At 69.1% G+C, this 24,244-nt stretch carries 23 protein-coding genes; 13 read left to right on the top strand and 10 right to left on the bottom strand.

Annotated elements, in window-relative coordinates; translation table 11 throughout:
* Positions 1 to 360: 360 nt before the first annotated feature.
* The gene (locus AC3WJT_RS16325; RefSeq protein WP_492344185.1) at positions 361 to 3,618 is read left to right on the top strand and encodes a beta strand repeat-containing protein; all 3,258 of its coding nucleotides are present in this window, start codon (positions 361 to 363) and stop codon (positions 3,616 to 3,618) included.
* On the opposite strand, the gene AC3WJT_RS16320 is transcribed toward AC3WJT_RS16325, so the two are convergent.
* From AC3WJT_RS16320 to AC3WJT_RS16305, 4 genes are all read right to left on the bottom strand, one after another.
* Positions 3,615 to 4,475, bottom strand: a complete 861-nt coding sequence (locus AC3WJT_RS16320; RefSeq protein ID WP_492344184.1) for a class I SAM-dependent methyltransferase — start codon at positions 4,473 to 4,475, stop codon at positions 3,615 to 3,617. The two genes, AC3WJT_RS16325 and AC3WJT_RS16320, sit on opposite strands and share 4 nt — an antisense overlap.
* Complete coding sequence (locus AC3WJT_RS16315; protein WP_492344183.1) at positions 4,465 to 5,646, bottom strand: vWA domain-containing protein; 1,182 nt, start codon at positions 5,644 to 5,646, stop codon at positions 4,465 to 4,467. Before AC3WJT_RS16315 ends, AC3WJT_RS16320 begins: the two co-directional genes overlap by 11 nt.
* Before the next feature lie 187 nt (positions 5,647 to 5,833).
* Positions 5,834 to 6,349 (bottom strand): GNAT family N-acetyltransferase, encoded by a 516-nt coding sequence (locus AC3WJT_RS16310; RefSeq protein WP_492344182.1) that lies wholly within the window; start codon positions 6,347 to 6,349, stop codon positions 5,834 to 5,836.
* A 41-nt stretch (positions 6,350 to 6,390) separates the two neighbouring features.
* Positions 6,391 to 7,434 carry an alpha/beta hydrolase family protein gene (locus AC3WJT_RS16305; RefSeq protein ID WP_492344181.1) on the bottom strand — a complete coding sequence of 348 codons (1,044 nt, stop codon included), beginning with the start codon at positions 7,432 to 7,434 and terminating at the stop codon, positions 6,391 to 6,393.
* A gap of 104 nt (positions 7,435 to 7,538) precedes the next feature.
* Here AC3WJT_RS16305 and AC3WJT_RS16300 point away from each other — a divergent pair, with 104 nt between their 5' ends.
* The 5 genes from AC3WJT_RS16300 (at position 7,539) to dxs (ending at position 12,301) form a co-directional block, all read left to right on the top strand.
* Positions 7,539 to 8,456, top strand: coding sequence for a histone deacetylase family protein (locus tag AC3WJT_RS16300; protein ID WP_492344180.1), 918 nt, complete (start codon positions 7,539 to 7,541; stop codon positions 8,454 to 8,456).
* A 26-nt stretch (positions 8,457 to 8,482) separates the two neighbouring features.
* Positions 8,483 to 9,136 carry a histidine phosphatase family protein gene (locus tag AC3WJT_RS16295; RefSeq protein ID WP_492344179.1) on the top strand — a complete coding sequence of 218 codons (654 nt, stop codon included), beginning with the start codon at positions 8,483 to 8,485 and terminating at the stop codon, positions 9,134 to 9,136.
* Positions 9,137 to 9,210: 74 nt separating this feature from the next.
* Positions 9,211 to 9,465 (top strand): exodeoxyribonuclease VII small subunit, encoded by a 255-nt coding sequence (locus AC3WJT_RS16290; RefSeq protein WP_492344178.1) that lies wholly within the window; start codon positions 9,211 to 9,213, stop codon positions 9,463 to 9,465.
* Positions 9,462 to 10,343 (top strand): polyprenyl synthetase family protein, encoded by an 882-nt coding sequence (locus AC3WJT_RS16285; protein WP_492344177.1) that lies wholly within the window; start codon positions 9,462 to 9,464, stop codon positions 10,341 to 10,343. The genes AC3WJT_RS16290 and AC3WJT_RS16285 overlap by 4 nt, the downstream gene beginning before the upstream one ends.
* Before the next feature lie 41 nt (positions 10,344 to 10,384).
* Complete coding sequence (gene dxs / locus AC3WJT_RS16280; RefSeq protein ID WP_492344176.1) at positions 10,385 to 12,301, top strand: 1-deoxy-D-xylulose-5-phosphate synthase; 1,917 nt, start codon at positions 10,385 to 10,387, stop codon at positions 12,299 to 12,301.
* 114 nt (positions 12,302 to 12,415) lie between these two features.
* Here the strand turns inward: dxs and AC3WJT_RS16275 are convergent, their stop codons facing one another.
* Entirely contained in the window at positions 12,416 to 12,883 is a 468-nt protein-coding gene (locus tag AC3WJT_RS16275) for a winged helix-turn-helix transcriptional regulator (protein ID WP_492344175.1), read from the bottom strand.
* A gap of 73 nt (positions 12,884 to 12,956) precedes the next feature.
* On the opposite strand from AC3WJT_RS16275, the gene AC3WJT_RS16270 reads away from it, so the two are divergent.
* Positions 12,957 to 13,709: an SDR family NAD(P)-dependent oxidoreductase gene (locus tag AC3WJT_RS16270; RefSeq protein WP_492344174.1), complete on the top strand. Its 753-nt coding sequence runs from the start codon at positions 12,957 to 12,959 to the stop codon at positions 13,707 to 13,709.
* Between the two features lie 10 nt (positions 13,710 to 13,719).
* On the top strand, positions 13,720 to 14,346 hold the full coding sequence (locus AC3WJT_RS16265; protein ID WP_492344173.1) for a 2-hydroxychromene-2-carboxylate isomerase: 627 nt from the start codon (positions 13,720 to 13,722) through the stop codon (positions 14,344 to 14,346).
* Positions 14,347 to 14,398: 52 nt separating this feature from the next.
* On the opposite strand, the gene AC3WJT_RS16260 is transcribed toward AC3WJT_RS16265, so the two are convergent.
* The 5 genes from AC3WJT_RS16260 to flgF all read right to left on the bottom strand — a co-directional run bounded on the left by AC3WJT_RS16260 (position 14,399) and on the right by flgF (position 17,956).
* Positions 14,399 to 14,860 (bottom strand): hypothetical protein, encoded by a 462-nt coding sequence (locus tag AC3WJT_RS16260; RefSeq protein ID WP_492344172.1) that lies wholly within the window; start codon positions 14,858 to 14,860, stop codon positions 14,399 to 14,401.
* A gap of 75 nt (positions 14,861 to 14,935) precedes the next feature.
* Complete coding sequence (gene flgH / locus AC3WJT_RS16255) at positions 14,936 to 15,664, bottom strand: flagellar basal body L-ring protein FlgH (protein WP_492344171.1); 729 nt, start codon at positions 15,662 to 15,664, stop codon at positions 14,936 to 14,938.
* 12 nt (positions 15,665 to 15,676) lie between these two features.
* Entirely contained in the window at positions 15,677 to 16,417 is a 741-nt protein-coding gene (flgA, locus tag AC3WJT_RS16250; RefSeq protein WP_492344170.1) for a flagellar basal body P-ring formation chaperone FlgA, read from the bottom strand.
* 1 nt (position 16,418) lies between these two features.
* On the bottom strand, positions 16,419 to 17,207 hold the full coding sequence (gene flgG, locus AC3WJT_RS16245) for a flagellar basal-body rod protein FlgG (RefSeq protein WP_492344169.1): 789 nt from the start codon (positions 17,205 to 17,207) through the stop codon (positions 16,419 to 16,421).
* A 14-nt stretch (positions 17,208 to 17,221) separates the two neighbouring features.
* Positions 17,222 to 17,956, bottom strand: coding sequence for a flagellar basal-body rod protein FlgF (gene flgF / locus AC3WJT_RS16240; RefSeq protein ID WP_492344168.1), 735 nt, complete (start codon positions 17,954 to 17,956; stop codon positions 17,222 to 17,224).
* Between the two features lie 214 nt (positions 17,957 to 18,170).
* Here flgF and AC3WJT_RS16235 point away from each other — a divergent pair, with 214 nt between their 5' ends.
* From AC3WJT_RS16235 to AC3WJT_RS16215, 5 genes are read left to right on the top strand one after another with little or no spacing between them, the layout of a single operon-like run.
* A complete protein-coding gene (locus AC3WJT_RS16235) occupies positions 18,171 to 18,806 on the top strand; it encodes a flagellar basal body-associated FliL family protein (protein WP_492344167.1) in 636 nt (211 codons plus the stop codon).
* 26 nt (positions 18,807 to 18,832) lie between these two features.
* Positions 18,833 to 19,951, top strand: coding sequence for a flagellar motor switch protein FliM (gene fliM, locus AC3WJT_RS16230; protein WP_492344166.1), 1,119 nt, complete (start codon positions 18,833 to 18,835; stop codon positions 19,949 to 19,951).
* Positions 19,948 to 20,409, top strand: a complete 462-nt coding sequence (locus tag AC3WJT_RS16225) for a DUF6468 domain-containing protein (protein WP_492344165.1) — start codon at positions 19,948 to 19,950, stop codon at positions 20,407 to 20,409. The genes fliM and AC3WJT_RS16225 overlap by 4 nt, the downstream gene beginning before the upstream one ends.
* Positions 20,406 to 21,299, top strand: a complete 894-nt coding sequence (locus AC3WJT_RS16220) for a MotE family protein (protein WP_492344164.1) — start codon at positions 20,406 to 20,408, stop codon at positions 21,297 to 21,299. The genes AC3WJT_RS16225 and AC3WJT_RS16220 overlap by 4 nt, the downstream gene beginning before the upstream one ends.
* Positions 21,300 to 24,227 (top strand): tetratricopeptide repeat protein, encoded by a 2,928-nt coding sequence (locus tag AC3WJT_RS16215; protein WP_492344163.1) that lies wholly within the window; start codon positions 21,300 to 21,302, stop codon positions 24,225 to 24,227.
* Positions 24,228 to 24,244: the final 17 nt, after the last annotated feature.

Genomic DNA, 24,244 nt, shown 5'->3' with positions numbered 1-24,244 from the left:
GGCGACCGCAAGGCCGACCTGATCGTCGAGATCAACGGCAACATCACCGCCACCACCGCCAACCTCTACACCGGCGGCGGCGATGTGAACGGGGGATGGGTGCTCTAGGCGCTGCGCGGGGGCGGGTATCGCGGGCAGGTTGAAACCTGCGGGTAACACCCTCCCGCCGCGGGCGAAATCCTCAAATCGGGTATGGTCAGACACCCCAATTCGGCGTTGTGATCTTGCAGGACGCCCCCACGCCCGGGCATGCAGGCTGCCGAAGTTTTGATGTTGGCGGGCCGGCGCGGCCTGCCCGGACCTCCGTGCGGGGAGCCGGGGACGGGCACCCTGAAGACCCATTCGGTGAGTGTGTTGGCAATGCGTCGTGCAGCGTTTGAGTCGGACCCGGGCTTTGCGGCGATCCGCGCGGATGAGGGCCGGTCTCCGGCGGGCCAGGCCGCTCGCGCGGATGGCGCTGCGTCTCCGGGCGCATCGACGTCCGGAGCTCTGATCCTGGACCCCAAGGCCGGCGGCGACCAGCCGCAGGGGTTCGCCGGAACCGGCGGACCGAGCGTGGGGTTCACGCCGGTGGTGGTTCGGACGGGCGGGGAGATCCTCGTCAATACCGCCGTTGCCAACAACCAGGCCGCCCCCCAGATCACCACCCTGTCGAACGGCGGTTTCGTGGTCACCTGGACGGACAGCACCAACAGCGTCATCCGGGCGCAGGTGTTCACGGCCGCCGGGGCGATGGTCGGGACCGAGATTCTCGTCAACACGGCCACGGCCAGCCTCCAGGACCGTCAACAGATCACCGCCCTGTCCAACGGCGGGTTCGTGGTCACCTGGCAGGACGCAAGCGCGACGGCCCCCGATACCTCCAGTACCGCCATCCGCGCTCAGGTGTTCACGGCCGCGGGGGCAAAGGTTGGGACCGAGATCCTCGTCAACTCCATTTATACCAGCTCCCAGGTTAATCCTCAGATCAAGGCGCTGTCGGACGGCGGGTTCGTGGTCGCCTGGGTAGACAACAGCACCGCGGGCGGCGATCCCAGCGGCGCGGCCATCAGTGCGCAGGTGTTCTCGCCAGCCGGGGCAATGGTCGGGACCGAGATTCTCGTCAACACAGCCACCGCCGGCGGCCAGATCGCTGCCCAGATCACCGCCCTGTCGAACGGCGGGTTCGTGGTCACCTGGCAGGACGGCAGTCTCACAGCTCCCGACACCACCGGCAAAGCCGTCCGGGCGCAGGTGTTCACCGCTGCCGGCGCCATGACGGGGGGCGAAATCCTCGTCAACACCGCGACGGCTGGCGACCAGTCTGCTGCCCAGATCACCGCCCTGTCGAACGGTGGGTTCGTGATCACCTGGCAGGACGCCAGCCTTACGGCCCCCGACTCCTCCAGCGATGCCGTCCGCGCCCAGGTGTTCTCCGCCGCCGGGGCGAAGGTCGGAACCGAGTTTCTGGTCAACACGGCCACCACCAACGGCCAGACCGCTCCCCAGATCACCGCCCTGTCGAATGGCGGGTTTGTGGTCACCTGGCAGGACGGCAGCCTGACCGCCCCTGACACCTCCGTCGAGGCCGTCCGGGCGCAGGTGTTCACCGCCGCCGGGGCGAAGGTCGGGACGGAAATTCTCGTCAACACAGCCACACTCAACGGCCAGACCGTCCCCCGAATTACGGCCCTGTCCAACGGCGGGTTTGTCGTGACCTGGACGGATGCCAGCCTGACCGCCCCCGATACCTCAGGCACCGCCGTCCAGGCCCAGGTGTTCACCGCCGCCGGTGCGAAGGTCGGGACCGAGATTCTGGTCAACACGGCGACGGCGCTCGCCCAGGATCAACAGCAGATCACGGCCCTGCCCAACGGCGGGTTCGTGATCACCTGGCGAGACGCCAGCGCGACCGCCCCTGACACCTCCGGCTTTGCCATCCGGGCGCAGGTGTTCAATGTCGGCCCCTCGGCCGTCGAGCAGGTGGCGCTGAGCCTGAAGAACACCGGGTTCACTGTGACGGACCCCGACGCGGGCGACGTCCTCACCGTGACCCTGTCGACGACCTACGGCCTGCTGGCCGTCACGGCCGGGACCAGCGGCGCGAGCGTGTCCGGCTCCGGCACGGCCAGCGTGTCGATCACCGGCACGGCCGCCCAGATCGCCGCCCTGCTGAACACCGACGGAACCAGCACGGTCAGCTTCTACGCCAACACCGATACGCCCCCGGCCTCGGCGACCATCACCCTGGCGGCCGACGACGGCGCGGGCGGCACGGCCTCGACCAGCCTGATCCTGCCCATCGAAGGCACGTTTGACGCCATCTCGACGACGCCGTCATCCGGCGACGACACCCTGACAGGCACCGGCGGCGTGGACGCGATCAGCGGCCAGGGCGGCGTGGACACGATCAGCGCGGGCGGCGGCGCCGACACGATCGACGGCGGCGAGGGCGACGACATCATCGATGGCGGCGACGGCGACGACTACATCAAGGGCGGCCTCGGCGCCGACGACATGACCGGCGGGACGGGCAACGACACCTATGTCGTCGACGACGCCGGCGATGCGACCGACGAGACCGGCGGCGACGGGACCGATCTGGTGATCAGCCGGGTGTCCTGGACCCTTGGGGCGGGCCTCGAGAACCTCACCCTCGGCAACGGCGGGGCGCTGACCGGCACAGGCAACGCCCTGGCCAACGTCATCACCGGCAACAGCGCCGCCAACACCCTGAACGGCCTGGCGGGCAACGACACCCTGAATGGCGGGGGCGGCGACGACGTGCTGAACGGCGGCGACGATGACGATACGCTGGACGGCGGGGCGCAGAACGACACCCTGAACGGCGGCGCTGGCATCGACACCCTGATCGGCGGGGCCGGCAACGATGCGCTCGACGGCGGAACGGGCGTCGACAGCATGGCCGGCGGGGCGGGCAACGACAGCTACGTCGTCGACGACGCCGACGACGCGATCACCGAGGGCGTGAATGGCGGAACCGACAGCGTCACCGCATCGGTCAGCTACACCCTGTCAGCCAACATCGAGACCCTGACCCTCGCCGGCGGCGTGGTCGGCGAAGGCAACGCCCTGGCCAACACGATCACCGGCAACGCGCTCGGCAACACCCTGCTCGGTCAGGACGGCGCCGATGTCCTGAGCGGCCTTGCCGGCGCGGACAGTCTCTACGGCGGCAACGGCAATGACAGCCTCGACGGCGGCCAGGACGGCGACTTCCTCTACGGCGGTGCGGGCGGCGACCGGCTGACCGGCGGCACGGGCGGCGACACGTTCGCCTTCACCGACGCCGACATCCGCCGCTCAGGCCTCGGCCAGACCGCTGACCGCGACCTGATCATCGACCTGAGCTTCGCCGGAGGCGACCGCATCGACCTCAGCGCCATCGACGCGAACATCAATCTCGCCAACGACCAGGCGTTCACCTTCGTGGCGAAGTTCACCGGCGTGGCCGGTCAGGCGACGATCAAGGCGAACGGCGGCAAGACCCTGCTGCAGCTCGACGTCGACGGCGATGGCGTCGCCGATCTCGCCATCGAGATCACCGGCAACCACGCCGCCAGCACCGCCAACCTCTACACCGGCGGCGGCGACGTGAACGGGGGCTGGGTGCTCTAGGCGCGCGCGGTCACGATCCAGACGGCGGCGGGCAGGAAGACGCCACTGGGGCCGGCGTGGGGCTCCAGGGCGTCGCGCAGGCTCGCGATGACCGCGTCGCGGCTGTCGGGGTTCTCGCGCAGCATCATGCCGAGCGGGCCGACGCGGAGGGACAGGGAGATGGTCTCCTCCAGGTCATTGCCGCCGATCAGGGCGTCGTGGGCGTCGATGGTTACGGCGCTGAAGCCGGCGTCGCCGAGAATGCCGCGCACCCGGTCAGGGTCGGCGAAGGCGAACGGGCCCGGCGCGAGCGGGTCGAGCATCGGCGGGGGCGGGGACGCGGCCATGTGCGGCAGCGCCGCGCGCATCGGCAGCATCATCCACTCGTTCAGCGGCAGGGGCCGCCAGCAGACGAACGCCAGCCGGCCATCCGGCCGCAGCGCCTTGCGCAGGTTGACGAAGGCCGCGGTCGGGTCGGAGAAGAACATCACCCCGAAGCGCGAAAAGACGCCGTCGGCCCCGCCGGCCGCGAACGCCCGCGTCTGGGCGTCGGCCTCGAGGAACCGGACATTGCCGAGGCCGAGCTCGCTCGCCCGCCGGCGCGCCACCGCCAGCATCGGGGCGGAGATGTCGACGCCGAGCACCGAGCCGTCGTCGCCGACCTCGGCCGCCAGCTCCAGGCTGGTCGCGCCGCAGCCGCAGCCGACGTCGATCAGCCGTTCGTCCGCCGCGATGTCGAGAACGTCCATCGCCGCCCGGCCCAGCGGCGCGAGCTGCCGGTCGAGGCGGTCCTGCATCGCCACCCAGGTCTCGCCGGCCGCGGCGTTCCAGTAGGCGACCTGGTCGGCGTTGGCGCCGGCGTCTGCGTCAGCGGCCACGGACCAGCTCGCGCATCGCCTTGTCCAGTCCGTCGATGGTCAGCGGATACATGCGGTCGTTGACCAGCTGTTTCATCACCCCGATCGACTGGGTGTAGTCCCAGTGACGTTCGGCGGTCGGGTTGAGCCAGACGACGTTGTTGTAGATCTCGGTGACGCGGTCGACCCAGATGGCGCCGGGCTCCTCGTTCCAGTGCTCCACGCTGCCGCCCGGATAGGTGATCTCGTAGGGGCTCATGGTCGCGTCGCCGACGAAGATCACCTTGTAGTCGCTGGGGAACTTGTGGAGCACGTCCCAGGTGCTCTGCTTTTCCGTCTGGCGACGGCGGTTGTCCTTCCACACACTCTCGTAGAGGCAGTTGTGGAAGTAGAAGAACTCGAGGTTCTTGAACTCGGTCCGGGCCGCGCTGAACAGCTCCTCGCAGAGCTTGATGTGGCTGTCCATCGAGCCGCCGATGTCGAAAAAGATCAGCACCTTGATCTTGTTGCGGCGCTCGGCGCGCATGGTGATGTCGAGGTAGCCCTTGCGCGAGGTGTTCTTGATCGTGCCGTCGAGATCCAGCTCGTCCGGCGCGCCTTCGCGGGCGAACTTGCGCAGCCGGCGCAGGGCGACCTTGATGTTGCGGGTGCCCAGCTCGACGCTGTCATCGAGGTTCTTGTATTCGCGCTTGTCCCAGACCTTCACGGCCTTGCCGTGGCGGCCCTTGTCCTGGCCGATCCGCACGCCTTCGGGATTGTAGCCGTTGGCGCCGAACGGGCTGGTGCCGCCGGTGCCGATCATCTTGTTGCCGCCTTCGTGGCGCTTCTTCTGCTCTTCCAGCCGCTTCTGGAGCATCTCCATCAGCTTGTCGAAGCCGCCCATGGCCTCGATCTCGGCCTTCTCCTCGTCGGTCAGGAACTTCTCGGTCAGGAGCTTGAGCCACTCGGCCGGAATCTCCGGATTGCCCGCGTCGCCGACCATCTCCAGGCCCTTGAACACATGGCCGAAGACCTGGTCGAACTTGTCGAGGTTCTTCTCGTCCTTCACCAGGGCGGAGCGGGACAGGTAGTAGAAGTCCTCGACCTTGTGCTCGATGACCGCCTTGTCCATCGCCTCCATGAGCATCAGGTATTCCTTCAGAGTCACGGGAACCTTGGCGTCCCGAAGCTCGGTGAAGAAGCGCATGAACATGGCGGACTCTCAGTGTCGAACGGTTGTTTGACAGAGGATGGGGGGCAACCGCCGGCTTGTCCAGTTTCGCCGATGCCGATTGCGTCCTTCGAGACGCGATCCTGAGGGATCGCTCCTCAGGATGACGAATACCAGCGCCCGTCATGGTGAGGAGCGAGCTTCAAGCGAGCGTCTCGAACCACGCACGCTACCCCCGCCGCAGAATGAACTCCCGGTCGCGGGTCTGGCCGACGATGAATTCGTATTCGCCGGCCTTTTCAAAGCCCATGCGGGCGTACAGCCGTTGCGCGCCGTAGTTCTCAGACCAGACGCCGATCCAGAGGCGGCGCGGGCCGTCGCGTTCGAGCCAGGCGAACGTCTCGGCCAGCAGGCGCGAGCCGGTCCCGTCGCCCTGACAGCGCTTGAGCATATAGAGTCGCTTCAATTCACCGCAGGCCGACGTCACCTCGTCGTGGGGCAGGTCGCAGTCCCCGGCCAGGGCGTAGCCGACGACCTCGCCGTCCGCCTCGACCAGCCAGGCCGCCTTCGCCGGATCCGCCAGGTCGCGCAGCGTGCGCTCCAGGCCGTAGGCGTAGACAAGGAAGTCAGCCAGATCCTGCGGCGGATAGAGATGGCCGAAGGTCTCGGTGAAGGTCTCGGCGCCGATGCGGCTGAGGGCCTGGGCGTCGTCGGGGCCGGCGCGGCGGATGATCGGGGCGGGCATGGCCGCCTGAATAACGTCCGCCCGTGACCTTTCAAGTGGAGTCAGCCGCCGGGCCCGCGCCATTTCACGACCGCGTCGCCGCCGGCGAAGTCGGCCATGCCGCCGTCACGCAGCCATGCCCTTGCCGCCGGATCGCCCTTCAGCCAGGCGTCCCACCATGCCAGCGAGGCGGCCTTGATGATCTGGCGGTGGCGATCGTCATTCGGTCGCGGTGCGCCGCCGACCTCCTGCCGCCCGGAAAAGACCATGTGGTCGCCATCGGTGAGCAGCACCAGCACTGATGGGCCGCCGACAAAGGCGAACGGCTTCTGGCGACCGGCGACCACCTCGGCGGCGTTCTCGTCGCTCCGGAGGGTGAAGCTGTCGTCAGTGCCGGTCAGCGACATGAACGGTCGGATGACGCCGCCGAACGCCCTTTCGTCGGTGCCATCGCGGGAGCCGGAGGGGCTCATCGCCAGGAAGGCCGTGAATCGGGGTTCGGGCATCGACCGTCCGTTCGGATAGACCTGACCTGCCATCGCCTGGGTGGTCACCGCGCCGAAGGAATGACCGGACATGCCGATGCGGCTCATGTCCAGCAGGCCCTGCAATGGGCCGGGCGCGGCGGTCATCGCCGTCAGCTGGTCGAGGGCGAAGGGAATGTCGAGAAAGCGTTGGATCGTCACCATCGGATCCGCTGTCACGCGGTTCAGCGCCGCGCGATCGACGTTGCCGAGATCCGGCCGGATATTCTGCCAGATCGCGACGTCCGAGCCGGGATGCTGGACCATGACCACGACGTACCCGTGGCTGGCGAGATGGTCGGCGTAGTAGGCCGCGCCCCGTCGCGACCCGCCCAGTCCGTGCGAGAAGATCACGACCGGGACCGGCCCGGTGACACCCAGCGGATAGCGGATCAGCCACGGCACGTTGCGGTTCCGGCGGGCGTCCCGCCACTCACCCTCCAGAACCGCAACGCTGTATTTGCCCGGCGCTCCATAATCGCTGATGGCAAGGGGCGCCGTCGATGCGGCGTCCGCGGCCGGCGCCGGACCGGCCATCGCCAGGCTCGCGGCGAGGGCGGCGATGAGGGAAACAAGGCGCATCCGGCGTCTCCAAAACGATGAGCGTAAGCCCTTCACGCGTCAGCGCCGCCGTTCCGTCGGGCGACGGGCTTCGCGACCGTCGCGTTCCGCGCTAGCGTCGGGCCATGTCCCTCGCCCTCTATACCCATGCTGCGATGCTCGGCCACCGACAGGGCGCCGGCCATGCGGAACGGCCAGAACGGCTGGAGGCGGTCGTCGGGGCGCTCGACGACTCCACCCTGGACCTTGAGCGCCATGATGCGCCGATGGTCGGGATCGACGACCTGTTGCGAGTCCATCCCCAAGCCTTTCTCGACGTCATTCAGACCGCGGGGCAGGGCGTCGGCCTGACCCGGCTGGATCCCGATACCGCGATGGGGCCCGGAAGTCTGGAGGCGGCTTCCCGCGCCGCGGGCGCCGCGGTGGCGGCTGTTCGGGCGGTCGCAGGCGGTGAGCATCGCCGCGCCTTCTGCGCCGTGCGACCGCCGGGCCATCATGCCGAGCCGGACCGGGCGATGGGTTTCTGCATCTATTCCAATCTCGCGGTCGCCGCGCGGGCGGCCCAGGCCGCAGGGCTGGCGCGGGTGGCGGTGGTCGACTTCGACGTCCACCACGGCAACGGCACGCAGGCCGCCTTCGAGAATGACCCGACCCTGTTCCTGGCCTCGATCCACCAGCGGCCGCTCTACCCGGGCACCGGCGACGCATCCGAGACGGGCGTCGGCAATATCGTCAACGGCGTGGTCGGTCCCCATTCGGCCCGCGAGAAGTGGCGCCGGGTGTTCGAGGGACTGATGGTTCACGTCGACGCCTTCGCGCCGGACCTGATCCTGATCTCGGCCGGCTTCGACGCCCATGTCCGCGACCCGCTGGCCAGCCAGTCGCTGGAGGCGGAAGACTTCGCCTGGGCGACGCGGGCGATCGTCTCGGTGGCGAACAGCCGCGCCGGCGGCCGGGTTGTGTCGTCCCTCGAGGGTGGCTACGACTTGGAGGCGCTGGGGCGTTCGGCCCTGGCGCACGTGCAGGCGTTGCAGGAGGGCTGACGGGCGCCGGAAACGGAGCACGTCAGATGCAGCGTTCCCGCCAGCCCAGGGGGATCATGGCCGAGCCGCTCGCCGCCGACGCTGCTGTCGCGCCCCCGAACGACGGGCGCAGCGGGGCCGTGATTCTCGCCCGGCACGGCGAACCGGACCTGTCGCGGAAGATTCTGCTCAACGCCGAAGGCTATCGCCGCTGGTGGAATACCTATGAAACCAGGGGTCTGCTTGCGGGTCAGACGCCGCCGGATGACCTGAAGTCTGTCGCCGGCAAGGCCGGAACGATCATCGCCTCAACCCGGCCGCGCGCGATGGAAACCGCCCTGGCCGTCTGCGGCGACAAAGGCTTCGCCCGCGATCCGATGTTCATTGAGGCACCGTTGCCGCCGCCGCCGTTTCCCGCCTGGTGGCGGATGTCGCCGCGCGTCTGGGGCTTCATTTCGCGGTTCTGGTGGTGGTTCTTCAATCACCATGGCGAGGAGGAGAGCCGCGCCGAGGCCGAGGCGCGCGCCGCACAGGCCGCCGCCCTGGTCGCGGACCTGGCGTCCGGCGGCCAGACGGTGCTGATCGTGGCGCACGGCTTCTTCAACACCATGATCGGCGAGGCCCTGAAACGTCAGGGCTGGCGCTGCACCGACGACCAGGGATTTCACTACTGGCGGGCCCGACGCTTCGAGCGGAATTAACGCGGGTCCGGAATCGGTCGATTGCTCCCCTCGCCACGCGCCTCTAGTTTGGCCGGACTCTCCTGGAACACGACATGACCGACGCTCCCGCCATCGACACGGCCACCGCCGCCATGAGCTTCGAGGAAGCCCTCGCCGAGCTGGAAAAGATCGTCCAGCGGCTGGAATCGGGCTCCGCGCCGCTCGAGGAGTCGATCTCGATCTACGAGCGCGGCGCGGCGTTGAAGGCCCATTGCGAAGCGCGGCTGGAGCAGGCCCGCCTGCGGGTCGAGAAGGTGGTCCTGAATCAGGGCGGTGCGAGCGGCGTCGAGCCGGCCGACTTCTCGTGAGTCTGGCGCGCCGCATCGCCGAGACGGCTGACATCGTCACGGTCGCGCTCGACGAACTGCTGCCGCGCGCGGATGGTCCCGAGACCCGGCTGATGGAGGCGATGCGCTACGCTGCGCTGGGGCCGGGCAAGCGCCTGCGGCCGTTCTTCGCCATCGAGACCGGCAAGATGTTCGACCTGCCGGAACGGCCCGTGCTGCGGGCCGCCTGCGCGCTGGAGTGCATCCACGCCTACAGCCTCGTCCATGACGATCTGCCGGCGATGGACGACGACGACGTCCGCCGGGGCCGGCCGACGGTTCACAAGCAGTATGACGAGGCGACGGCCATTCTCGCCGGGGACGCGCTGCAGACCGCAGCCTTCGAGATCATGGCCCATCCCGACACCCACCCTGACGGCAATGTGCGGGCGGAACTGGTGCGCAAGCTGGCGTTCGCCTCCGGCGCCCAGGGCATGGCCGGCGGCCAGATGATCGATCTGCTGGGCGTCCGCGAGGATCTGGGCGGCGTCGCCCGGATGCAGCGGTTGAAGACCGGCGCGCTGATCGCCTACGCCTTCGAGATCCCGCTGATCATCGCTCACGCCCAGGACGCCGAGCGCAGCGCCTTGATGGCTTTTGCACAGGATCTGGGTCTGGCCTACCAGATCGTCGACGATCTGCTGGATGCCGAAGGCGATCCCGAGGAACTGGGCAAGGCGGCCGGCGGCAAGGATGCGGCCCGCGGCAAAACAAACTATGTAACCTTGCTGGGAACAGACGCGGCGAAGGAACGGGTGGCTCATCTGGCCGACCAGACCCGCGCTCATCTCGACATGTTCGGCGACCGTGCCGCAACCTTGCGGGCGTCGGTGGATTTCGTGCTGGACCGCAACTCGTAACCGCGCTTTCGTCGCGGCCATTGGTAATCGACGGATTTTTCATGCCCCTCGCAACGCCGCTGCTCGACAAGGTTTCGTCGCCCGCCGACATCCGCGGCTATTCGATCGCCGAGCTGAAGCAACTGGCGGGGGAGCTGCGCGCCGAAACCATTGATGCGGTGTCGGTGACGGGCGGACACTTGGGCGCGGGCCTGGGGGTTGTCGAGCTGACCGTCGCGCTGCACCACGTCTTCGAGACGCCGAAGGACATCGTCATCTGGGACGTCGGCCACCAGGCCTATCCGCACAAGATCCTCACCGGCCGCCGCGATCGTATCCGCACCCTGCGCACGGGCGGCGGTCTGTCGGGCTTCACCAAGCGGGCGGAGAGTGAATACGACCCGTTCGGCGCGGCCCACGCTGCGACCTCCATCTCCGCCGCGCTGGGCTTCTGCGCCGCGCGCGACGCCAAGGGGGAAAGCAACAAGGTCGTGGCGATCATCGGCGACGGCTCGATGAGTGCGGGCATGGCCTATGAGGCGATGAACAACGCCGCCGAGACGACGAAACAGCTGATCGTCATCCTCAACGACAACGACATGTCCATCGCCCCGCCGGTCGGCGGGATGAGCGCCTATCTGGCGCGGATGGTCTCCAGCGGCGGCTACCAGTCGCTGCGCAAGCTGGGCAAGCAGGTCGCCGGGGCGTTCCCCAAGCCCGTGCAGAAGGCGATCGGCAAGGCCGAGGAGTTCGCCCGCGGCATGGTCACGGGCGGGACCTTCTTCGAGGAGCTCGGCTTCCACTATGTCGGGCCGATCGATGGCCACGACCTCGACGCCCTGACGCCGGTGCTGAAGAACGCCCGCGACTTCGAGGGCAAGCCGGTGCTGGTTCACGTCGTGACCCAGAAGGGCAAGGGCTACGCGCCGGCCGAGAACGCCGCCGACAAGTACCACGGCGTGGTCAAGTTCAACGTCATCACCGGCGAGCAGGCCAAGGCCGCCGCCGGCCCTCCCGGTTACACCAAGGTGTTCGCCCAGGCCCTCGTCAAGGAGGCGGAGAAGGACGACCGCATCGTCGCCGTCACCGCCGCCATGCCTTCGGGCACGGGTCTTGATCTTTTCGGCAAGGCCTTCCCGGACCGCACCTTCGACGTCGGCATCGCCGAGCAGCACGCGGTCACCTTCGCCGCCGGCATGGCCGCGGACGGGATGAAGCCGTTCTGCGCGATCTACTCCACCTTCCTGCAGCGCGGTTACGACCAGGTGGTCCACGATGTGGCGATCCAGCGCCTGCCGGTGCGGTTCGCGATGGACCGGGCGGGCCTCGTCGGCGCCGACGGGCCGACCCACGCCGGCAGCTTCGACATCGGCTTCATGGGCGCGCTGCCGGGCATGATCCTGATGGCCGCCGCCGACGAGGTCGAGCTGGCCCGGATGGTCGCCACTGCGGCCGCCATCGATGACCGTCCCAGCGCCTTCCGCTATCCGCGTGGCGAGGGGCTTGGCCTGGACATGCCGGCCGTCAATGAACCGCTGGAAATCGGCAAGGGCCGTGTCGTCCGCGAAGGTTCGGCCGTAGCGATCCTGTCGTTCGGCACCCGGCTTGGCGAAAGCCTCAAGGCCGCCGACCTGCTGGCCGCGCGCGGCCTGACCGCCACCGTGGTCGACGCCCGCTTCGCCAAGCCGCTCGATATCGAGCTGATCCTGCGTCTGGCGCGCGAGCACGAGGCCCTTATCACCGTCGAGGAAGGCGCGATGGGCGGCTTCGGCGGCTTCGTGCTGCAGGCCCTGGCCGAGCACGGCGCGCTGGATCGCGGCCTGAAGGTCCGCACGCTGGTGCTGCCGGACGTCTTCCAGGACCAGGACAAGCCGGACCTGATGTACGCCCAGGCCGGTCTCGACGCGGAAGGCATCGCCGCCGGCGCGCTGACCGCGCTCGGCGTCAACAATCTCAGCACGGCGGGCCGCCGGGCGTAGGGCTTTCACGCGCAGCGTCGAAAGGTCCGTATCAGCCACGAGGCCAGTTCAGGCTTCCGGCCCCTTGCGGACCTGGCCGAAGGCCCCCGATTTTCGCACTCCCTGCGGAGCGGACTACGCTGGATCCCGGGGCGCTGAACCGGGGCCGGCTCGGGTCTTCACGTCGCGCGCGGTCACCGGAGCGTGGCACTCCGAGCAGGTCATCACGGGGTGGAAGTCGCAGCCGCAGGCACGATGGTTGTGCAGCAGCGGCGCGCCGGCATCGCCGGCGTAGTGGCGGTCGCCGAAGTTCACCACGGCCATGATCACCGGATAGAGGTCCAGCCCCTTCTCGGTCAGTCGGTACTCGAATCGCGGCGGTCGGTCCTGGTAGGCGACCTTCAGCAGCACGCCATGGTCGACCAGGGTCTTCAGTCGCTCTGCGGTGATCGTTCGAGAGATGCCCAGGCGGGCCTGGAAGTCCTCGAACCGCCGCACCCCTAGGAAACAGTCGCGCAGGATCATCAGTGTCCACCGGTCGCCGATCACGGCCACCGTGCGCGCGACCGAGCAGCGCTCCTTCGCGAGGTCGTCCCACTTCATGTGCTCGCCTCTCGATTGACAGGGTCCAGATTCGATACCATGGTCAGTCCAGAAAATAAACTTAAAGGGAAGCATGCCCCAGCAAGCCTCATCCGGCGCCAAGGGCGTCTGTCTGGTCATCGGGGCCGGTGACGGTGTCGGCAGCGCCATCGCCCGGGCCTTCGCCCGTGAGGGTCACCCTGTCTGCATCACCCGGCGCGCCCGAAACCTCGAGCAGCTCGAGGCGCTGGCGCAGTCCATCCGCGACGCCGGCGGCACGGCGCACGCCTTTGGGGTCGATGCCCGTGAGGAGGGCGAGATGATCGCCCTCGTCGACCGTATCGAGTCCGGGATCGGGCCCCTGGAGGTCGTGGTCTTCAACATCGGCGCGAACGTCCGGTTCGCTCTGACCGACACTACCGTGAGGGTTTTCACAAAGGTCTGGGAGATGGCCTGTTTCGCCGGCTTCCTGGCCGGGCGTGAGGCTGCCCGGGTGATGACGCCGCGCGGAGCGGGCTCGATCCTGTTCACCGGCGCCACCGCCTCCATGCGCGGTCGCGAGGGCTTTTCGGCCTTCGCGTCGGCCAAGGCGGGCCTGCGGATCATGGCGCAGAGCGCGGCGCGCGAACTGGGTCCCAAGGGCATCCACGTGGCCCATGTCGTCGTCGACGGGGCCATCGACGGGGTCTTCACCCGCTCCAACCGCAACGACGTGGAGGAGTTGCTGGCCGGAGACCGCATCCTGAAGCCCGATGACATCGCCGCGAACTACGTCGCCCTGCACCGCCAGCCGCGGTCCGCCTGGACGCACGAGCTGGATCTCCGCCCCTGGACCGAAACCTGGTGAGGCCCCGACCATGACCAAGACCGCAGCCACCAAAACGCTCGACTTCATCTTCGATTTTGGAAGCCCGAACGCCTATCTGTCTTGGCGGGTGCTGCCCGATCTCCTCGGCAGGACGGGAGCGACGCTGAACCTGATCCCCTGCCTCCTGGGGGGGCTCTTCAAGCTGACCAACAACCAGCCGCCGATGGCCGCGTTCGGCCCGGTGAAGGGCAAGCTCGACTACGAGCGACGAGAGACCGAGCGCTTCGTGGCCAGGCACCGGCTCACGGCCTTCCGGTTCAACCCGCATTTCCCGGTCAACACACTGTTGATATCGCGCGGCCTGGTGGCGGCGCGGCGGATGGGCGTGGGCGACGCCTATGTGGAAACCGTGCTGAAGGCGATGTGGGAGGACGGCCAGAAGATGGACGATCCGGCGGTGGTGGCCCAGGTTCTGGACGCTGCCGGCCTCGATGCCCGAGCGATCCTGGAGGCGACCCAGGACCCGGAAGTGAAGGCCGAACTGATGGCCAATACCGAGGCTGCCGCGGAGCGCGGCGCCTTCGGCATCCCGACCTTCTTCGTCGGCGACGAGATGTTCTTTGGCAAGGAACGCCTGGGCCAGGTCGAGGAGGAACTGACCCGCACGCAGGCATGACGGCCTGTTGAGACGGAACCCGGGACGGCTACGGATGAGCCGGGAGAATGACCTAGGCGCGGCAGGCTTCGAAGAACCGCGAGACGCCGGCGCGTTCCAGGGGCGACGCATCCAGATTGACCGTCCTGTCACGGTCCGTGATCGACAGGTCGCCCGTGCGGGCGAAGCGGGCCAGCGGGGCGGAGTCGGGGCGGGCGGAGGCCTGGATCATCTGACCCATGCCAGGTGCGGCGACCAGATCGCCCCGCAGCGTCTCGCGCGTCTCGCCCGATGTGAGGGTCACGCCGTCGCGCGGTGATCCGCCGAGCAGGGAAACGTCCACCGACGTCGCGCCCGGTTCGCAGGTCATCATCAGCACGATGTTGTCCGAGGCCGGGGCGCCATAGGCGAGCTTTGGACCTTCGCCCGCGTTGTTCTGATAGCTCCAGGCGAAGCCCGGCGCGACGGGCGCTGAAACGCAGCTGCCCATGAGCAGGCTCAGCATGACGGTCGACAGGGCGATTGTCCGATGCATGAAACGCTCCTTCCCAACGAGAGAACGCGCGGCTCGGCATCCGGTTCAGATGTGTTAACCCGCCCCGTCGGTCCGTCAGAACGGGGTGAACCGCTCCACGACCGCCTGACCGGCCGGCGTGCGTTGCACGCGGCTGATGTCGCCGCGGCCGCCGTAGGCGATGCGGGCCTCAGCAATCTGGGTGTGGCGGACGGTGTTGGCGGCCGAGATATCCTCCGGCCGCACGATGCCGGACACGGTCAGGCGGCGCAGTTCGCCGTTGGTCATCACTTCCTGCGTGCCCTGGATCACCAGGTTGCCATTGGGCAGCACGCCGGTGACGACGGCCGCGACGGTCAGGCTGATCTTCTCCGAGCGGGTGACCGCGCCGGCGCCGGCCTTGGTCGAGGTTGACCCGGTTTCAAGCGCGGCGGCCGGATCAAAGCCACCCGGCAGAATTTTCCCCAGCGAGCTCTCCAGCCCGAACAGGTGCGGGAAGCCCATCGTCTGGTTGGCCGTGCGCGACGTCGTGGAGTTGTTCTGGGTGCGGGCGGAATCGTCGATGTCGATCTGCACCGTCATGATGTCGCCGACGCGGGACGCGCGCTGGTCGACGAAGAAGGCGCGAGCCCCGGCGCGCCAGAGCGAATTGGCGCTGGCCGGCTGCGGCTGCATGCCCGGGGGGGACAGGACGGTCTGGTCCTGCGGCACCAGCGCCGAGGGGTAGCCGATGGGCGCGAGTTCCGGCCCGCGAACCGCTTCGGTCACGGTCGAACAGGCGGCGAGGGGGGCGAAGGCGAGGGCGGCGAGAGCGGCGAGACGCATGAAACTGATCCTCTAGCGGACGGCGTACTGGGAAGAGCCCGCGGCTTTCAGCCGTTGCGCCTCGGGGCCTGTGACGGCGGTTCCGGGCGCGGTCGCGACCGCCTCGATGACTTTCTTCGAGACGGGATTCTGAACACTGAAGCTCTGGCCGACGGCCGCGGCGCCGAGCGCCTTGGCCTGCAGCGTCAGGCTGATGCCGTTGTCGGACCAGGTCACCTGGACCATGTCTCCGGGCTTGATCACCTGCTGGGCCACGACGTCGCGCTGGCTGACGACCGCACCCTCGCGCAGCGGGCGCTTGGCGGCCAAGCCGATGACCATGTCGGCGTCGCGCGGCGCGTCAGGCGGCGCGCCGGCGACCTTGGTCCAGGTCATGTCCTGCGGCTGGATCAGCTCGCCGGTGTTGAGGCTGCGGGTCCAGGTCAGCACCTCGACATTGCCGCGTTGGGCCGGGCTGGAGGCCGCTTCCGCCGCGCCGCCGCGCACCACGATGCGGCGCAGGCCCTGCGGATTGCTCCAGTCCAGACCCGACCGGCGCGCCAGACCCTGAACGGCGGCGGCGTCGAGCACGATCGAAGGGCCGGTGCGGGTCGCCACCAGCACGCCGGCGGCGCCGCCGGCGCCGTCGAACAGATCGCCCAGCGTTACGCGGCCGTCGCCGTCGGCCACGTCGGCCTTCAGGCTGACGGAGCCCGCCAGCGCCGGAGACGCCATCAGGGCGGCGCAGAGCGCGGTCAGGAGGACGCGGCGCATCCTATGACTTCACCTGGTTGGCCGCCTGGAGCATCTCGTCGGCGGTGGTGATGACCTTGGAGTTCATCTCGTAGGCGCGCTGGGCGATGATCAGGGCGGTGATTTCGCTGACCGCGTCGACGTTCGAGGCTTCGGTGTAGCCCTGCAGCAGCTGGCCGAAGCCCGTCGTCCCGGGCGCGCCGGTGACGGCGGGGCCGGATGCGCCGCTTTCCATGTAGAGGTTGTCGCCCATCGCCTCGAGGCCGGCCTCGTTGACGAAGGTCGCCAGTTCCAGCTGGCCGGCCACTTCCGGCGCGGCCGTGCCGGCCTTGGTCACCTGGACCTGGCCTGACTTGGAGATGGTCACGTCGACCGCGTCCGCCGGGATCGTGATCGAGGGCTGGATCTGGTAGCCGTCCTCGGTCACCAGCTGGCCCTGGTCGTTCAGCGACAGGTTGCCGGCGCGGGTGAAGGCGGTCTCGCCGGTGGGCATCAGCACCTGCAGGTAGCCCCGGCCCTGGATGGCCAGGTCATAGGTGTTCTCGGTGCTGGTCAGCGCGCCCTGGCCGGTGATCCGGTAGGTGCTGCCGGCCTTCACGCCGCCGCCGATCTGCACGCCGGTCGGCACGACCGTGCCCTGGTCTGACGACTGGGCGCCGGCCCGTTCGAGGCTCTGGTAGAGCAGATCCTGGAACTCGGCGCGCTGACGCTTGAAGCCGACGGTGTTCATGTTGGCGATGTTGTTCGAGATGACCTCGACGTTCATCTGCTGGGCGGCCATGCCGGTCGCGGCGGTGCGAAGAGCCTGCATCAGACGTTACTCCCTCAGGCCAACCTGCCCAGTCGCTCGACGGAGCGGCGGGACAGTTCGGCGGAATTTTCGATAGTCCGCGCCATACTTTCGTAGGCGCGGCTGATTTCGATCAGGCGCGTGACCTGCAGGATCGAATTGACGTTGCTGCCCTCCAGCATGCCCTGGTGGACCCGGGCGGCCGTAGAGACCTGCGGCTGCAGGTTGGAGGTGTTGCGGAACTGGTTGTCGCCGGTCTTGGACAGGCTCGACAGGTCGTCGAAGGTGACCACGTCGATCTTGCCGACCTTGGTCACACCCTGGCTGACGGCGCCATCGGCGGCGATGGACACCGGTCCGAGCTCGGGATTGATGACGATCTCGCCGCTCTGTCCCTGTACCGGGTCGCCGCCCTGGGTGGTCAGCTTGCCTTCGGGGCTCAGGGTGAAGCGGCCGTCGCGGGTGTAGCGCTCGCCGGCGTCGGTCTGGATCTTGAAGAATCCCTGGCCCTCGATGCCGAGGTCAAAAGACCCGCCGGTCTGGCGCAGCGTTCCCTGCCCGAAATCGCGCGTCACGCCGTCGTCGATGACGAACTTCAGGCTGGCCGGGCCGTCGACCATCTTCGCCCCGGTGGAGGGGTCGGTCCGGACCATAGTGCCCTCAACCTTGAACCCGGTCGTGTCCACGTTGGCGATGTTGTTGGCGACGATATCCAGCTCGCGCCGAAGGGTCATCTGGCGTGACAGGGCGACGTACATCGCGTTGTCCATGACGGGTCTCCCTGGGCGATTTCGACGCGGTTCGCGACGTGTCCTGCCTTGCAACCTTCGGGCCAGTCCAAAAGATCAATGATTTCAGCGTACCCGATGGTTAACGCGCGCCGACCGGCGGTTCTTGCCGGGCGTATTCCGCCGCCCTTCAAAACCGATCCTTAACCAACGTGAACCATTGAGGAGAGGACGAGGATTCTAAGGAGCCGCGCGCGTGGCCAAGGACAAGGGCAAGGAAGCCGAAGCCCCCGCCGAGGGGGAGGGCGCCGCCGAGGGCGCCGACGGCGCTGCGCCGGGCAAGAAAAAGCTCCCGATGAAGATGGTGATCATCGGCGGCGTTGCGGCGGTGCTGGTGCTTGGCGGCGGCGGAGCGGGGGCCTTCATATTCCTGAAGCCCAAGCCCGCGGCCGAAGCCGGCGCCCATGGCGAGGACGCTCACGGCGAGAAGGCGGGAAAGCCCAAGAAGCCGAAGAAGGCCAAGGGCGACCACGGCGGCGGCGACAAGCCGGAAGCCGGCGCGGCCACCGTCAAGGAGGGCCCGGACGGAGTCGTGTTCTACACCCTGCCCGACATCGTCGTGAACATGCAGACCGCCGACGGTCGCGCGACCTTCCTGAAGCTGAAGCTGACGTTCGAGCTGCCCGACCATGAAATCGTCGAGGTGCTCAACCCGAACATGCCCAGGCTCCAGGACATGTTCCAGACCTTCCTCCGCGAGCTGCGGCCGGAAGATCTGCAGGGCAGTCAGGGCAGCTACCAGCTGCGCATGGAAATCCTGCGTCGGGTGAACCTCGTCGTCGCCCCGGCGAAGGTCAACGCCGTCCTGATCGAGGAGATGCTGATCAACTAGGCTCCGGCCCGGTGGACGCAACAAGCATGGCTGACGAAAGCGAAGATCAGGCCGCGATGGCCCAGTGGGCCCAGGAGAACGCCCCTGCCGAGGACGCCGGTGGCGCGCCCGGCGGCGACTGGGACGCGCCGTCCGGGGCCGATGACGCGCTGATCGGTTCCGAGCGCATCCTGAACCAGGACGAGATCGACAGCCTGCTGGGCTTCGACCTGACTGACGACGACGCGGCCGAGCGCACCGGCATTCGCGCGATCATCAATTCGGCGCTGGTGTCCTACGAGCGTCTGCCGATGCTCGAGATCGTCTTCGACCGGCTGGTCCGGCTGATGACCACGAGCCTGCGCAACTTCACCAGCGACAACGTCGAGGTCAGCCTCGACAACATCAGTTCGATCCGGTTCGGCGACTACCTCAACTCGATCCCGCTGCCGGCGATCCTGTCGGTGTTCCGCGCCGAGGAACTGGACAACTACGGCCTGCTGACGGTCGACTCCAACCTGATCTACTCGATCGTCGACGTGTTGCTGGGCGGTCGTCGCGGCACGGCGGCCATGCGCATCGAGGGCCGGCCCTACACCACCATCGAACGGGTTCTGGTCCAGCGGATGGTCGAGGTCGTGCTGGCCGACGCCAAGGCGGCCTTCGAACCGCTGACCCCGGTCAACTTCGTGCTCGACCGGCTGGAGACCAATCCGCGCTTCGCCGCCATCGCCCGTCCCGCCAACGCCGCCATCCTGGTCAAGCTGCGGATCGACATGGAAGACCGCGGCGGCCGGATCGAGCTGCTGCTGCCCTACGCCACGCTCGAGCCGATCCGGAAGATGCTGCTGCAGCAGTTCATGGGCGAGAAGTTCGGCCGCGACAACATCTGGGAAGGCCACCTGGCGACCGAGCTCTGGACCACCCAGATGGAGGTCCGCGCCGTCCTGGACGAGCAGCAGGTCAGCCTCTCCAAGGTGCTGAACCTGAAGGTCGGCGACACGATCATGCTCAACGCCACGGCCGACAGCCTGGTCGAGCTGCGCGCCGGCACGATCCCGCTGACCCGCGGCCGCATGGGCCGCCGCAACCACCACATCGCCGTTCGTTGCGAGGCGCCGTTGACCCCGGCCGCCAAACAGGCCGTGCAGAAGAGGCTCACATGAGCGCCGTCGCCATCGTCATGAACCTGATCCTTTCCAGCCTGCTGCTTGCGGCGCTGGTGTTCGGCTGGCGGCTGGAGCGGCGCCTGAAGGCGCTCAAGGACAGCCACGACAGCTTCGCCCGGGCGGTCGCCGATCTCGACACCGCCGCGGCCCGCGCCGAGCAGGGTCTGGCCGATCTGCGCGCCGCTACGGACGAGGCCGCCGAGACCCTGTCCGACCGGATCGAAGCCGCCAAGGCGCTGTCGGCCCGCCTCGAGCGTGGCGTTTCCGCTTCCTCAACCTCGACCCTTCAGACTGAGGCCCGTCCGGCCGACGTCGTTCGCGAGCGCGAGCGACCCGAGCCCGTGCGGGTCGAACCGGCCGCGACGCCCAGGTCCCGCGCCCGGGTGGACGATGATCTGTTTGAACCGGACGCCGACGGCGGCCGGTTCCGCGCCATACTTGGAGGCCGTCGATGAAGAACATGCCCCGGATCCTGCCGCTGGCGGGCGTCGCCGTGGTCGGGGTGCTGGCGATCAACGCCCTGTCCGGCGCGCGGAGCCTGCCGGAGCTGTTCACGGGCGCCCGCGCCTTCGCCGAGGAACTGGCCGGCGGCAAGGCGGAGCCCGCCACGCCGGCCGAGAAGGTCGCGGCCGCTCCCGTCCCCAAGCCGGCTGCGGTCTGCGCGCCGACGGCGGCGGAACTGGCCCGTGAGGCCAACCTGTCGCCCGCCGAACTGCGCATGCTGCAGAGCCTTGGCGTCCGCCGGGGCGAGCTGGACCAGCGCGAAGGCGACATCGACCTTCAGCTGCAACTTCTGGCGGCTGCCGAAGCCAAGCTGGATGCGCGGGTCAAGGCGCTCGACGCGCTGAAGGGCGACATCCAGGGCCTGCTCGGCCAGGCTGACGCCCAGCAGCAGGCCGAGACGACCCGGATGGTCGCGGTGTTCTCGGCGATGAAGCCCAAGGACGCGGCGGCCCGCATGACGGTGCTGGAAGACTCCGTGCGTCTGCCGATCGCCGCCAAGATGAAGGAACGGACCCTGGCGGCGATCCTGGCGCAGATGACGCCGGCTGAAGCCAAGAAGATGACCGAAAGTCTCGCCCGTCGGTTCGAGGCCAGCACCAGCCTTGCGGCGGCCCGCACGGCCGTGGCCGCGCCGGTCCAGACGGCCGCCCTGACGCCGCCGGCTGCAGCCGCGCCTGCCACGGCAGCGCCGGCGCGGACGCCTGCCAGAACCCCGGCCCGCACGCCGGTCAAGCCGGCCGTGAAGCCCTCGGCGGGGCCCGCTCCCGTCGCGGCGGCGCCGGCGGCGACTCCTCCGAAAGCGACGGGCGCCGCGCCCGCCGCCACGCCAGCGACAAAATAGGTGTCGCTCCGCTCCCTCCTGCGTTCGGGCGTCGCTGCGGCCTGTATCGTCGCGGTCTCGGCTCCGGCCGTGCTGCCGACGGTGGCGGTCGCCGCCCGTCCGCCGCTGGAGGTGCGCACCGCCCAGTCGGGCAAGCTGACCAAGATCGAGTTTCACTGGGCCGGCGGGGCGAAGGTGTCCACGCGCCGGGTCGGCCAGACGCTGACGCTGCGGTTCAGCCGCGACGCCCGGCCGGACATCTCGACCCTGCGGATTTTCCCGCCGAAATGGCTCAAGGGCGCTGAAGCGCGGCACACGCCGGGCGGCCTGGAGATCGATCTGGTTCTGACCGACGACGCCGAGGCCAAGGTCGGATCGGCGGACGGCGCGATCTACGTCAACCTGTTCGAAAAGCCCGAGACCCCGGCCGCACCGGCGGCCGCGGCGGTGGCCGAAGCGGCGCCCGCGCCGGAGCCCGCGCCCCGGGCGCCGCGACCCAACCCGATGCCGGCCGGCGGCGTCGTGCGCATGGCGCCGGATATCACGGGCGCCCAGGTGCGGCTGCGGTTCGACTGGGCCAACCCCGCCGGTGCGGCCGTGTTCCGTCGCGGCGAAGCGGTCTGGGTCGTCTTCGACACGGCGGCGACCCTGGATGTATCGAAGGCGCCGCGCGGCGTATCGCAATACCGGTCGATGCAGGCGGTGAAGGGGCGGGACTACTCCGCCGTCCGCATCGTCACGCCACGGACGACGCCGATCGCCATCGTCGGGGAGGGCTCCAGCTGGACGCTCGTGCTCGGCCCCGGACCCAAGACCGAGCCCGGAAAGATCGCTGTCGAGCGTGACGACGAGTCCGCTGAGGCGGCGCTGACCGCCGTGCTGGCCGGCGCCACGGCCTCGGTCTGGCTCGATGATCCGGCCGTCGGCGACAGGATCGCGGTCGTCACCGCGCTCGCGCCGTCCAAGGGCCTGGGTTCGCGTCGCGACTATGTCGAGATGGCCCTGCTGCCGACCTTCCAGGGCCTGGCCATCGAGCCCTACGCCACCGACCTGAAGGTCGTGGCCGAGGGCGACCTCGTGCGGATCGGCCGCCCGGCGGGCCTGGCGCTGTCATCGGCGTCGGCCGGCGCCCGCAAGGTCGACGTCGCCGCCGGCGCGCCCCAGGCCGCCAGCATGCCGGCCCTGATGAACGATGACTGGGCCCATACCGGTCCGGGCGGCTTCATGGCCCGCTACGCCGCCCTCACCGACGCGGCCGCCGCCGAGGGTGCGCAAGGATCGGCGGCGCCGGTCGAGGCCCGCATGGCCCTGGCCCGCTTCCTCGTCGGCGCGGAGCTGAGCTACGAGGCGATCGGCGTGCTGAACGCGACCGCGCGGCAGCAGGAAGCGATCATGGGCACGCCCGAGTTCCGCGGGCTCCGGGGCATCGCCCGCACCATGGCCGGCCGCGACAAGGAGGCCGAATCCGACTTCGGCGTCGCGATCCTCGGCTCCGATCCGTCCGCCGCCGTCTGGCGCGGATACCTGGCCGCCCGGGGCGGTCAGTGGGCCGACGCCCGGGCGCGGTTCGCCGAAGGCGCGATGGCCGTCAGCCAGTTCTCGCCGATCTGGAAGGCGCGCTTCCTGAGCGCGGACGCCGAAGCCGCGCTCGAGCTCGGCGATCTGACCGCCGCCGAGGACCGGATCAACGAGGCCCTCGCCGAAACCCTGCCGGCCGCCGAGCAGCTGGCCGCCCGCCTGATCCAGGCCCGGCTGTTCGAGGCTCAGGGCCGCAAGAAGGGCGCGCTGGGCGTCTATCTGGCCATTTCGCGCGCGCCGCTGGACCAGCTGGCCGCCCCGGCGCTGCTGCGCGCCACGCGGGTGAAGCAGGAACTGGGACAGATCACCGTCGCCCAGGCCGCCAACACATACGACGGCCTGCGCTATCGCTGGCGCGGCGACGCGACCGAGCTGGAGACCATCCGCACGCTGGGCCAGCTTTATCTCGCCCAGGGACGCTATCGGGAGGCGCTCGAAGCGCTGCGCTCGGCCGGCACGCGCCTGCCCGACCTGCCCCAGGCCGTCCAGCTGCAGGGCGACCTGGCCAACGCCTTCCGCGCCCTGTTCCTTGACGGGATGGCCGACGGGCTGGAGCCGATCCAGTCGCTGGCGCTGTTCTACGACTTCCAGGAGCTGACCCCGCCGGGCGCCGACGGCGACCTGATGGTCCGCAAGCTGGTTCGCCGGCTCGTGGACGTCGACCTGCTCACCGACGCGTCGCGGCTGCTGCAGTACCAGGTCGAGAACCGCCTCGACGGCGTGCCCAAGGCCCAGGTCGCCACCGATCTGGCGCTGATCTATCTGATGGACCGCAAGCCCGAGCAGGCGATGGCGGCGATCAACGGCTCACGCACCACGGTGCTGCCCGCCGCGCTCAACGCGGAGCGCCGGATCATCACCGCCCGGGCGCTGATGGCGCTGGGTCGCCTCGACGCCGCCGCCGAGATTATCGAACCCGACACCTCGCCCGACGCGCAGGACGTGCGCGCCGAGATCGCCTGGAAGGCCCGCGACTGGGCGCTCGCCGGGTCGCTGTTCGAGCGGGCCATCGGCGAGCGCTGGAAATCGCCGCTGCCGCTGCGCCCGGACGAGGAGGCCAAGCTGCTGCGCGCCGGCGTCGCCTTCAGCCTGGCGGGCGACGATATTTCGCTGACCCGCCTGCGCGACCATTTCGCCGGCTATGTCGAACTGGCCCGCAACCCGGAAGCCCTGCGCGTGGCCTTCGCCGGCGTCGACGGCGGCGCCCTGACGGCCAACGACTTCAGCCGCACCGTGGCGGACAACGAAGGCTTCGCCGGCTGGGTCTCGAAGATGAAGGTCCGCTTCCGCGACAAGCCCGCCCCGGTTGGGCCTGCGGTGACGCGGGCGGCGGCTGCGCCGGCGGCGGCGCCGGGGACGCCGCGGGGGTAGTCGGAGCGCTCAAGGGA

It is taken from the genome of Caulobacter sp. FW305-C-30-S16 (assembly GCF_058783025.1).
The sequence above is the reverse complement of the archived record's forward strand: the minus strand, read 5'-3'. Positions and strand labels throughout refer to the sequence as shown.